This window comes from Psychrobacter pacificensis (assembly GCF_900101915.1).
Classification (GTDB): domain Bacteria; phylum Pseudomonadota; class Gammaproteobacteria; order Pseudomonadales; family Moraxellaceae; genus Psychrobacter; species Psychrobacter pacificensis.
In genome coordinates, this window is record NZ_FNAL01000008.1 from 100075 (window position 1) to 111775 (window position 11701).

At 43.4% G+C, this 11701-nt stretch carries 13 protein-coding genes; 10 read left to right on the forward strand and 3 right to left on the reverse strand.

Annotated features, from left to right (window positions below; genetic code table 11):
• The first annotated feature begins 1 nt into the window (after window position 1).
• The 5 genes from folK (at window position 2) to yjgA (ending at window position 3987) form a co-directional block, all read left to right on the forward strand.
• The gene (gene folK / locus BLR43_RS06715; RefSeq protein WP_223334360.1) at window positions 2–523 is read left to right on the forward strand and encodes a 2-amino-4-hydroxy-6-hydroxymethyldihydropteridine diphosphokinase; all 522 of its coding nucleotides are present in this window, start codon (window positions 2–4) and stop codon (window positions 521–523) included.
• Window positions 524–641: 118 nt separating this feature from the next.
• A complete protein-coding gene (gene panB / locus BLR43_RS06720) occupies window positions 642–1442 on the forward strand; it encodes a 3-methyl-2-oxobutanoate hydroxymethyltransferase (RefSeq protein WP_093069797.1) in 801 nt (266 codons plus the stop codon).
• A gap of 50 nt (window positions 1443–1492) precedes the next feature.
• Entirely contained in the window at window positions 1493–2395 is a 903-nt protein-coding gene (panC, locus tag BLR43_RS06725; RefSeq protein WP_093069799.1) for a pantoate--beta-alanine ligase, read from the forward strand.
• 50 nt (window positions 2396–2445) lie between these two features.
• Window positions 2446–3426: an RNase adapter RapZ gene (gene rapZ / locus BLR43_RS06730; protein ID WP_093069802.1), complete on the forward strand. Its 981-nt coding sequence runs from the start codon at window positions 2446–2448 to the stop codon at window positions 3424–3426.
• 48 nt (window positions 3427–3474) lie between these two features.
• A complete protein-coding gene (gene yjgA / locus BLR43_RS06735) occupies window positions 3475–3987 on the forward strand; it encodes a ribosome biogenesis factor YjgA (RefSeq protein WP_071002557.1) in 513 nt (170 codons plus the stop codon).
• A 95-nt stretch (window positions 3988–4082) separates the two neighbouring features.
• Here the strand turns inward: yjgA and BLR43_RS06740 are convergent, their stop codons facing one another.
• Window positions 4083–4703, reverse strand: a complete 621-nt coding sequence (locus BLR43_RS06740) for a thiol:disulfide interchange protein DsbA/DsbL (RefSeq protein WP_071002556.1) — start codon at window positions 4701–4703, stop codon at window positions 4083–4085.
• A 500-nt stretch (window positions 4704–5203) separates the two neighbouring features.
• On the opposite strand from BLR43_RS06740, the gene ubiG reads away from it, so the two are divergent.
• The 5 genes from ubiG (at window position 5204) to BLR43_RS06765 (ending at window position 9248) form a co-directional block, all read left to right on the forward strand.
• Window positions 5204–6052 carry a bifunctional 2-polyprenyl-6-hydroxyphenol methylase/3-demethylubiquinol 3-O-methyltransferase UbiG gene (gene ubiG, locus BLR43_RS06745; RefSeq protein ID WP_093069805.1) on the forward strand — a complete coding sequence of 283 codons (849 nt, stop codon included), beginning with the start codon at window positions 5204–5206 and terminating at the stop codon, window positions 6050–6052.
• A 69-nt stretch (window positions 6053–6121) separates the two neighbouring features.
• Window positions 6122–6832 carry an HAD family hydrolase gene (locus tag BLR43_RS06750; RefSeq protein WP_093069807.1) on the forward strand — a complete coding sequence of 237 codons (711 nt, stop codon included), beginning with the start codon at window positions 6122–6124 and terminating at the stop codon, window positions 6830–6832.
• Window positions 6833–6930: 98 nt separating this feature from the next.
• A complete protein-coding gene (locus BLR43_RS06755; RefSeq protein WP_093069810.1) occupies window positions 6931–7767 on the forward strand; it encodes a YciK family oxidoreductase in 837 nt (278 codons plus the stop codon).
• Between the two features lie 242 nt (window positions 7768–8009).
• Window positions 8010–8804 (forward strand): substrate-binding domain-containing protein, encoded by a 795-nt coding sequence (locus tag BLR43_RS06760; RefSeq protein ID WP_025651116.1) that lies wholly within the window; start codon window positions 8010–8012, stop codon window positions 8802–8804.
• A 177-nt stretch (window positions 8805–8981) separates the two neighbouring features.
• A complete protein-coding gene (locus tag BLR43_RS06765; protein ID WP_093069813.1) occupies window positions 8982–9248 on the forward strand; it encodes a DksA/TraR family C4-type zinc finger protein in 267 nt (88 codons plus the stop codon).
• 71 nt (window positions 9249–9319) lie between these two features.
• On the opposite strand, the gene BLR43_RS06770 is transcribed toward BLR43_RS06765, so the two are convergent.
• Window positions 9320–10564, reverse strand: coding sequence for a CobW family GTP-binding protein (locus BLR43_RS06770; RefSeq protein WP_093069860.1), 1245 nt, complete (start codon window positions 10562–10564; stop codon window positions 9320–9322).
• Window positions 10565–10631: 67 nt separating this feature from the next.
• Window positions 10632–11390 (reverse strand): osmolarity response regulator transcription factor OmpR, encoded by a 759-nt coding sequence (gene ompR / locus BLR43_RS06775; RefSeq protein WP_071002551.1) that lies wholly within the window; start codon window positions 11388–11390, stop codon window positions 10632–10634.
• Window positions 11391–11701 lie beyond the last annotated feature (311 nt).

Below are 11701 nucleotides of genomic sequence, written 5' to 3' on the forward strand. Positions count from 1 at the left end.
TATGAATAACAGTATGAATGATAGTCACTGGGTTACCTGTTATGTGGGCCTAGGTAGCAATCTATCTAATGAGTTGGGCTCGCCTATAGACCATTTGCAGCAAGCGCTTGAAAGCATGAAAAAGAGTGAGAAAATACGCGAAATTAGCGTGTCTTCTTTTTATGCGTCAGCGCCAATGGGTCCACAAGACCAGCCAGACTTTATCAATGCGGTTGCTGGGTTTGAAACGGTAATGACGCCTTTTGAGCTGCTTAGTTTTTGTCAGCAGTTAGAGAGCATGGCCAAGCGGGCACGTTTGCGCCGCTGGGGTGAGCGTAGTCTAGATGTCGATATTTTACTATATGGTGATATGCAGATTGCCGAACCACAGCTAACGGTTCCGCACGTTGGACTATGCGAGCGTAATTTTGTATTAATACCACTGCGAGAGTTAGCGCCACATTTGACTATCGTAGAAACACCAATAGCTGATTACCCACAAAGTCATGATTGGACAGGCTTAAAATTATTATCAAACGACTGATCTGCAGTAGCTTATCATAACTGATTAAGTATTAGATACTTTTTATGATAGCTCACTAACGCTAGCTAAAATGATAGACATTGATAATTAAAGGCATTGCAAGTTAATTGAGGGTCATATGACAACATTATCTACGTTGAATAAATTTAAAAAAGAGGGTACTAAGTTTACTTGCTTGACGTGCTATGACTCAATGTTTGCACGGATGATGGATAAGGCACAGATCGATACGATTTTGATTGGTGATAGTCTAGGTATGGTCGTGCAAGGTCATGACTCAACACTACCTGTAACCGTCAATGATATGGCATATCACACAGCCAATATCGCTCGTAGTAATAAACACGCTTTGATATTGGCTGACCTGCCGTTCATGAGTTATGTGACGTTGCCAGAAGCCATTGCCAATAGCCGCCAATTGATGCAAGCAGGGGCGCATGTGATTAAGGTCGAAGGCGGTAGTGAGCTCTGTGAATTGGTGACGACTTTAGCGCAAGCAGGAACGCCTACTTGTGTACATCTTGGTTTGACTCCGCAATCGGTCAATGTCTTTGGCGGCTATAAGATTCAAGGCCGCGGTGACGAAGCGGCTGACAAATTGCTCGCTGATGCTAAGGCAGTGGTTGATGCTGGTGCAGCGCTGTTGGTGCTAGAGTGTGTGCCGGCAGCACTTGCCAAAACAGTGACAGATGCTGTTGCTGTACCAGTCATTGGCATCGGTGCAGGCGCAGATACTGATGGTCAGGTACTGGTGATGCATGACATGTTGGGCATGGTACACGGTCGTGTGCCACGTTTTGTACATGACTTTTTGACCGATGAGCGCAATCATGCACGCAGTATTGAAGGGGCTTTTGCGTTATATCAGCAATCAGTACGTGACCGCAGTTTTCCAACTGAACAGCATCAATTTAGCTAATCTATTTGAGCTTTCAAATATCAGAATGTTGAAATATAAGAAAAACTACCATGTCTCCAATTATTTATCATGATATCCCATCACTACGTGCAGCGCTTCAGCCTTATCGTGGTCACGAAATTGACAAACAAGACCGTCAGCAGCGTATTGCGTTAGTACCAACAATGGGTAATCTGCATCAGGGTCATCTAGAGCTGGTAAAAATTGCTAAACAGCATGCGGATATCGTCGTCGTTAGTATTTTTGTCAATCCTACTCAGTTCGGTGTGGGCGAGGATTTTGATAGTTATCCACGTACACTAGACGACGATGTGGCTAAGCTTGCCACTGTTGGTGCAGATTATGTGTTTGCGCCAAGCGTTGATGCGATGTACCCAGTATTACCACCACCGACTACTGTATTAGCTGGCGCTATTAGTAGCCAACTATGTGGTCAGTCACGTCCTGGTCATTTTGATGGCGTTGGTATCGTTGTCTCTAAGCTTTTCAACATTGTGCAACCAGATGTGGCGATATTTGGCCAAAAAGACTATCAGCAGCTGGCTATTATTAAGCAGTTGGTGCGTGATTTGAGCTACCCAATTGAGATTGTTGGTGCACCTATTATTCGTGCTGATGATGGGCTAGCACTCTCCTCACGTAATCAATACTTAACCGAATCTGAGCGACAAGTTGCGCCTATACTGCATCGAGAGCTACAAGATTTGGCAGAGCAGTTGAAAGGTGGTGGTATTAGTCAGCAAGCGTTTGAATCATTACTAAAAGACAAGCGTACACGCATTAGTGATGCAGGTTTCACGATCGATTATCTAGAAGTAAAAACTGAAGCGCTGGGTTCTGTCGTAAGTGACTCTACAACTTTCAATATAGAAAATAAAAACATTGTTATTTTGGTTGCAGCATGGCTGGGACGCGCACGTTTATTGGATAATCAGTTAGTAGTGGTGGGGTAAACCCTTCGGTACATATTGTATCGGATGCAATGAACTAGAATGGGTAGATCATGGATATAAATCAGGATCAAAGCGAGAATCAAGCCGCATCGACAACGCCAAAAATATCAGCGCCAAAAATATCAACGGATAAACTCAGCATTCTAGTGGTATCAGGCCGTTCAGGCTCAGGAAAAACCTCAGTACTGAATATCTTAGAGGATTTAGGTTACTACTCTATTGATAATCTACCGTTGTCTTTATTGCCGAGCGCCGCGCACAAACTGGTAAAAGAGAGCGGTATCAATCGCATTGCCCTTGGCGTTGATATTCGAACGCCGCGCGCGGATCTGTCCAATTTTGCAGCAACCTATGCAGCATTAAAAGACACTTACGGCAGTCAAGCTGTTCAAGTGTTGTATGTGACCGCGCAGGAGAGTACCCTGATAGCGCGTTTCAATGCGACGCGCCGTGTACATCCACTCATGTCTCAGGATGTCGATAGTGACAATGCAAACCATGTCGTATTCAATCTACCTGCCGCGATCAAAAAAGAAGTTGAGCTGTTAAAGCCCATCTCCAGTCAAGCAGATATCAAGATCGATACAACGACTTTAAATATTCATCAGTTAAAAGACAGGTTACGCGAACATATTGGCATGGACAATCAAATTGTCATTAACCTGCTGTCATTTGGTTTTAAGCACGGTAGTCCTATTGATGCTGATTTTGTGTTCGATGTCAGGATTTTGCCTAATCCACATTGGAATCCTGAGCTGCGTGCCTCGACAGGGCTCGATGCTGAAGTCAGCACGTTTTTTGCAGAGTATCCTGAAGTGGCTGAAATGCTAGATGATATCGATAAGTTTTTGACACGTTGGCTACCAGAGTTTTTGCACAATAATCGTCATACAGTGACGGTTGCGATCGGTTGTACCGGCGGTAAGCATCGTTCAGTATTTATCACCGATCATCTACAGCGTCGCCTCGCTGATACGATGCCAGAAGGTGTAAAGGTACTGGCAAAGCACCGTGAAAAAAGTCGTTGGTAGTTATATTCAGCACTATTAATTTATTACTTATTATTTTGGAAAGCTTTTATGATTGACTGGTCAGAACAAGATATGCGTGTCTCGCGCACAGAGCTCAAAAAAGCCCACGAGCGCTTACAGCAGTTATCCATACCACTCGCTAGCCTCTCAAAAAAGCAGTTAAAAACGTTGCCAGCCAGTGATTATTTTATGGCGGAGCTCATGGCATTAGCTGACATTACTAGCGCCAATGCTCGTAACCGTCAGACCAAACGCGTCGGTAAGCTCATCAGCGAAGAAAATCGCCATGAGCTGGTCAAGGCATTGTTTGATGCGTTTTTCCCTAAAGAGCAGGTGTCTAAAATTGAAAGTTGGTACGATCGTCTAAATATCAATGATGAGGGCACGCTCAAGCAATTTGTCAAACAATACAAAGCCTCTGAACATAATAGTATGTATCAGTTACTATTGTGGATTGAATACGCCAAGCATATGCAAGATGATGAGCTAATGGCAGAATCCAAAGCAGACTTGGCAAGCTATATTCGCGAAGTGGCGATCTTGTCGCAATTGAAAAAATAGATATACGATAGTAATATCGACTAGATTTTAGAACGCAAAAAAGCCAATCAATGATTGGCTTTTTTGTATGCGCTGTATAAGCTTGTATATAGAGGCTATTTTTTCTCAGCGCGAGCTTTATCGACTAGATATTCAACCACTTTAGGCACCTTAGCATCTTCACCTGTGACCACATATTTGCCTTGTACGACTACAGCAGGTACGCCAGTAAGCTGATAGCGCTTAGCGCCTTCTTGTGAGCGCCCGATTTTGGTACCGACAGCAAATGAGTTGTAAAGACTGTTGAATTTCTTCTCATTCACGCCTTTTGATGCGTACCATTTACTCAATGATGATTGATCAAACAGTTTTTTGCCATCTTTGTGGATCGCGTCAAACAAGGCAGAATGGGTTTTGTCTTCGAACCCTAAAAGCTGAGCCGCATAAAAACCACGAGCATTGGCTTCCCAAACAGGGTTAAGTGCTGCTGGTGTTTTAAAGAATACGACATCTTTGTCTTTAGTCTTTGCCCATTTCTCCATATGTGGATCAAGCACATTACAGTGCGGGCAGCCATACCAGAAAAACTCACGAACAATAATAGCATCACCGCTGATGGTCTCTGGATTGTCTAGCACACGATAATCTTTTCCAGCGACATAGTCTGCAGCTTGTGCGCCCATAGAAGCAAGTCCAATGGCCATTGCCAGACCAGTCAATGTAATGACACGTTTCATACTTTATCCTTAAGATGTAGGGATTTAGAGTTTGTTAAAGGGTTTGTGTATCTATGGCGCTTATAATACATGATATCTGAGCGAGAAGAATTTCAATATACTTAAGTGACATAATATTGAGGTATCGACTATGATAACGTAAAACGTGGGCGCTTGTGAATCGGATTCTTAACCGACAGTTGTAAAGCTGTTAGCTATTATTTAAGGTATCTTACTTACGCTGCTTTGTATTTTTATCAATATTATCCGCTCATTTATATTTTTAGATCAGATCTCTCTATACTAGGAGTAATTGTCGATAATATGAATGAATATTTTTATAATAGGCCGTGTAAGGGTGCTATTACAAAGCAGCTGGCACACAAACTTAGGTGCTTGCCCAGTCTATTCACAATCAGTGACGATGTACTTACGACAAAGAAGCTGCGCTCATGATAATATTGAACACATAATCGTGCACCTTCTACGATAATAACGATAACGACAACAAAGGAAATACTATGAGCTCAGCCTTAGCTTCTTCGCCATCATCGAGCGATACAACCAAAAACCGCTTCGATGATACAGTAACGAATACGATCAACGTCGATCCCAGCGAAGTCGAAAAATTTAACAACTTGGCGAGTGAATGGTGGAGCAATACAGGTGCATTTGCAACCTTACATGAAATCAATCCATTACGCTTAAATTGGATAGAAGAAAACGTCAAACGGGGCTATCAAAACGACACTAACAATGGCAACAACACTGGCGCGATCAAAACAGCAGAGCAAGGGCTCTCTGGTAAAAAGGTACTGGATGTCGGCTGCGGCGGTGGCATATTGTCGGAATCTATGGCGCGTCGCGGTGCGGATGTGACAGGGATTGATTTGGGCACTGAAAACCTCAAGGCCGCAACCGTACATGCCTCACAGGGCGGGTTAGAGAACACATTGCGCTATCAGCATATTCCAGTTGAAGAGCTAGCAAGAACGCATGCAGGTCAGTTCGATGTGGTGACCTGTATGGAGATGCTTGAGCACGTGCCTGATCCTAGCTCAATTGTACAGGCGTGTTATGAGCTACTAGCCCCTGGCGGCGTCTGCGTGCTCTCAACCATCAATCGCAACCCAAAATCGTATTTGTTTGCCATCGTTGGGGCAGAGTATGTGCTGCGATTGCTTGATCGCGGTACGCATGATTATGCCAAATTTATCACGCCAGCTGAGCTAGACAAAATGGCCATCAATATAGGATTTGCACGCCAAGATATCATCGGTTTGCATTACAATCCCTTGACCAAGCGTTATTGGCTTGCTCAAAATGTCGATGTCAATTATATGATCGCCGTTCAAAAGCCAATGGGTTAACATTGTCAGTGACCAGCGATATCCATTGTATTTTTATTAAACACGTTATCAATCTCAAGAGCATTCACTATGAGCCAATTTGTAAAAGCTGTTTTATTTGACCTTGATGGCACGTTAATCGATACTGCTGCAGATTTTGTGCGTATCATTGGTAAAATGAGCCTTGAAAATAATTGGCAAGCGCCGCCTGAGACAGATATTCGTGAGCAAGTTTCTGCGGGTGCATCCGCTATGGTGCAATTAATGCTCAGACATAACGATCAGCTAGAGGTTGGCGAGGACGAGTTACTTAATTTTCGTCAACAGTTCCTAGATAACTATGAGGCAGATATTTGTGTCGATAGCTGCTTGTTTGATAGCCTTGACGCGGTGCTGGCAGATCTAGAGAGCAAAGGCGTACCGTGGGGTATTGTCACCAACAAGCCCCGCTATCTGGCAGAAAAACTGCTCAATAAAATGCAACTTGATGAGCGCTGTGCCGCTTTGGTCTGTCCAGACGATGTATCACGCTCAAAACCGGATCCTGAGCCGATGTATATGGCCCTAGAGAAACTGGGCATCCCTCGCGGTGCCGCTGGCTCTGTGCTGTATGTGGGCGATCATATCCGTGATATTGAAGCGGGCAACGCCGCTGGCATGCCAACCATTTTGGCCGCTTATGGTTATATTCCGCCTGAAGATCAAAAAACGCTCAAAAAGTGGGGAGCTGACTATATTGTTGAGACCCCTGAGCAGTTGAAAAAATTGCTGCTTTCTTCTGGCAAATTTGAGTATTTATAGACTGGTTTTTGGGTAGTAAATGGTCAGTATGAGTCATCTTGAGTTCATACTGATAAGCATATATTTTAATGATTCAACGATAAGTAGTGAGTAATACCATGAGTGACAATATCAATCAGCCAGCTAATCAGACAAACAACCAAAAAAACGTTCAAAGTCTTACTCAACCTTTGACTCATGACGATATTCGCAATTTTGTGCCACCTACTCATTGTCTAGATGGAAAAACTATCTTAGTGACAGGTGCAGGGGATGGCATTGGCCGTGTTGCAGCATTAACCTATGCTCGCTATGGCGCTACAGTATTACTACTAGGTCGTACCAGCAGCAAGCTCGAGTATGTCTATGACGAGATTGAGAGCCTTGGCGGTAAACAGCCTGCTATGTTGCCGATGAATCTAGAAGGGGCAACCTATGCTGAAATGCAGCAGCTAGAAGGATTGATTGATAAAGAAGTTGGTCAGCTGGATGGTATTTTGCATAATGCGGGTGTGCTTGGGCAATTGACGCCACTTGAGATGTATGACGTTGATACATTCGCTCAAGTCATGAAGGTCAACTTTACAGCGACCTTTATGCTCACCCAAGCATTGCTACCACTGCTAAAAGATGCCGATCATGGCTCTATCGTCTTTACGTCTAGCACTGTAGGTACGCACCCTCGTGCGTTTTGGGGCGCTTATGCGCTATCAAAACAAGCGATTGAAGGTATGAGTGATATCTTTACTCAAGAAACTCAAAACACCACCAACCTGCGCTTTAACTGTGTCAATCCGGGTGCTACTCGCACCAATATGCGCGCTCATGCTTATCCAGGGGAGAACCCTATGAGCTTAAAAACACCTGAAGATATTATGGCAGGCTACGTCTGTTTGATGAGTGATGCCAGTATTGGGGTGCGCGGGCAAGTTGTTGAGTTGCAGCCAAAAGATTAAGAGGTGTTACTTAAACTTGCATGAATACAAAGCGTAAAAGTAATTTGGGTAGCTATAGTTGATACTAAATGAAATAGATGCGTCGTACTAGGATGCGAAACTGGTATAAATTTTCTTTAGTTGCTTGATGTGCTAATAGAAGCTACAAAAAATATATACCAACAGCAAGATATCTGTTTTATAGTAAATACGACTCTGTTTTTTGTCAAAACTACCAATGATTTTTACTTAGGATAATACTTATGAATAAGTCCATTGCTGCTGCATGTGTGCTGCTAAGTTGTACTTCAGCTTTTGCGCAAACCACGCTTTTTGATCCTTCCATCGAGCACAATCCTCAGGATGGTGTCATAAAGCTGTATGGAGCAGGTGGCCCACATACCGCTTTAAGAAAAGTGGCAGATGTCTGGGAAAAGCAAGGTGGTACCAAGGTAGAATTAATAGCAGGACCTGAAGACAAATGGTCGGCTGACGCTCAAGCTGATGCCGATGCTCTGTGGGGAACTTCTGAGCAATCAATGACTGCATTTCTTGAGACATACGAAACTTTTGATCATGAAAAAGTTGAACCCATTTATATCCGACCAGCAATCATAGCTGTACAAAAAGGAAATCCTAAAAATATACGTAGCTTTGATGATTTATTAGCTAAGGGGATTAAAATAGTTGTGACCGAAGGTAAAGGAACATATAACACTTCGGGTACTGGAGTTTGGGAGGATCTCGCAGGACGCAAAGGAAGCTTAAACGATATTGCTCGTTTTCGAGATAATATAGTAGCGTATTCTTTAGGATCTGGAGCCAGTTTTAAAGCATTTAAAGATGAAAAAGCAGATGCTTGGATAACTTGGCCGAATTGGCCGCTTAATAATTCCAAAGATATGGACATGGTTAGTATAGATAAGGATCGAGCTATCTGGCGTGATTTAAACATCGTTGTATCACCAAAAGCTGATCCTCAAACAAAAGATTTTCTTAACTTTTTAATCACTAAAAAAGGACAAAAAATCATGAAAACAGAAGGGTGGCAACGCTGAGTAGAAGGTTTTAGGCATACACTCTTAAAAAGTAAATACCCTAAATATAATTCTCACTAATCGTTCAAACACATTTGTTATTTGCATATTGTAATTAGCAATAACCACCCCATCTATTTGTTATTAAAGAATTTATCTATAAAGCAATGATCATTAAAAAATAAATAGGATGGGATTATGGCAGGTGGCTGGTCAAGAGATGGTGCTGAGCATGAGCAAATGGATGCAACGGTCAATGATGCGTTAGAGCGCGCAAGACGCTCATTGCCAACAGGTGTGAGTGCAGAGTTTTGTGACGAATGCGCTAATTCTATTCCGGAGGCGCGGCGACTAGCGTTGCCTGGTATCCAGCATTGCGTCAGTTGTCAGACAGCGCTTGAGCAAGAGGCAAAGGCGGTGGAGCTATTTAATCGTCGCGGCAGTAAAGACAGCCAATTGCGCTAAAAGGAAGAAGAAAGCAAAAGAGCGGGCATTGCTAGATAACATAGCAATGCCCGCCCTTTTTCTGTCTGTTGCTATATAACCATTGCCATCAGTTCGCGATCGCAATCCTCCCAATTTATAGAAGCTGCTGACGCTTTGGCATCATGTTCAGTTTCTGTTTTTTCTGTAGCTGTATCGACAGCATTTGTATCTACAGCATTGCCTAGTTGCAAAATGATTTCTAGCCGACTATCAGTCTGTGGATCGATTGTTTTGGTGGTTAGACTACCAGGGTTAAAATTGATCTGCAGCCAGCCATCAGAAGTATGAACCACGCCTTTGATACGTTGCCAGTTTGGCAAATTCAATAACCAATTCTGTAAATCGTCAGCGTTTAGTATGTAGTGTGCAGGTAATCGCCATCCAGCCAACTGAAAATCCTGCTGCTCTTCATGATAGCGATAGGGCAGATCACTATTAGCACTAGCCTGAGCTTCTGTCTCATCGGTAGATGAACTCGATGATGGTACAGTTGCTAAAGAGTTGGCTTGAGACTGTAAACCAATCAGCGATTTTTGAGGATGAGCGATATTGACTTTTCGTTGATTCGAAATGATAGAGCTGGGCTTATTCAGTTGGTCGTTCAGCGTTGTCGAATACGCATCTGCTACAAGATTATCTATTAAATGAACGTCTGATGAATCTATTGTCTCAGCTACCGTTAGTTCAGATACTGCCCAAATGATTTTCACTTGTGAATTTAGCTTGGCTATCCATTCTACCAAGGCTTGTTCTTCGCTAGTATTTAGTTGGGCGTAGCGATTAATTACTAGTACATCGGCATCACGCACAGGCGCTTGAAAACCCTCATGGTCACGATACTTAATCTGTTGCCACTGCTCGCCACTCAGTACAGTTATCACCGCATTCATCTGTAGTGCGGTTTGCCAATGCGGCGCACTGAGCTGTAATATCAGCTCGCGTGGATGTGCCAATCCTGTGGGTTCAATAAGCAGTCTTCGCGGGTGATGGTCATTAAGCAGACGACTGATCGCAATTTGTAAGGGCAGTTGACTGGTACAGCAAATACAGCCGCCACTGACTTCACGCATGGCGATATTCTGTTGCTCAAGATCGTTATCTTGAGAGCTTGCCAATAGTGCACCATCAATACCGATACGGCCAAACTCATTGATTAATAGCGCCCAGCGCTCGTCATTTGGCTTTGTGGCAAGTAGCTGATTGATGACGGTGGTTTTGCCAGCACCTAAAAACCCTGTCACTAACGTGCAGGGTATGTTTTGAAAAATAATAGGGTTTTTCACAGATATGCTCATCATATCGGCACGTGTTTGTGAATAACCAAACACGGCCTATATTAAAAGAAATGTCATCAGTCAAAGGTTATTCACTCTTGACGGTTTCTACCTCAGCTTCATCAGGAACGAATACATAGCCCACACCCCAAACCGTTTGAATGTAACGGGCTTGTGAAGGGTTGTCTTCAATCAAGCGACGCAAGCGTGATACTTGCACATCGATAGAGCGCTCCATCGCACCCCACTCACGACCACGAGCAAGGTTCATCAACTTGTCACGGGTCAACGGCTCACGTGGATGCTGAACTAAAGCCTTTAACACCGAAAACTCACCTGTCGTCAAAGTGACGACATTCCCATCACGTTTGAGCGTGCGAGTCGATAGATCTAATGTCCATGGACCAAATTCAACCACTTCTAATTGGTGACTTGGTGCCCCTGGAAGCTCACGATTCTGACGACGCAACACGGCTTTGATACGCGCCAATAGCTCTTTTGGGTTAAACGGCTTAGGCAGGTAATCATCTGCACCCGCTTCCAAACCTGCGATACGGTCAGCATCGCCACCTTTGGCGGTCAGCATAATGATTGGAATATCCGCATTGTCTGCACGTAGGCGCTTACAGATGCTAATACCGTCTTCGCCCGGTAGCATCAAATCTAACACCACCAAAGAGAAGAGCTCACGTTGCATGAGTTTGTCCATCTGACTACCATCATGGGCAGTACGAACGACGAAACCATCGTCTTCTAAGAAGCGCTGTAGCAAAGAGCGCAGGCGAGCGTCATCATCGACAACTAAAATACGCTGAGTCAAAGTATCGGGGCTGTTGTTATCAGTCATACAGGCATCCTCTTATAAAAATTATTGTTAGCAGAAATGACGAGTAAAAAGCGATGAATAAAGCACTGCCATTAATTATCGTTATTTAATGATGGGTCAAAACAAGCACGTCATAAAACCAAAAACTATTGTTCAATATATCAGCACATCTCAATATTTGTGCTATGGATACTTTAGTGTATAAGATTGCACTGCGAATTGCATCACTCATAAGAATAAATGCTGTATGCGTTTGTTTAACAAGGCTACAGAACGTTTGATATAAAACGTTTTATGCCGCAAAACAGGCGATAATTAACGAAAAGATAAAA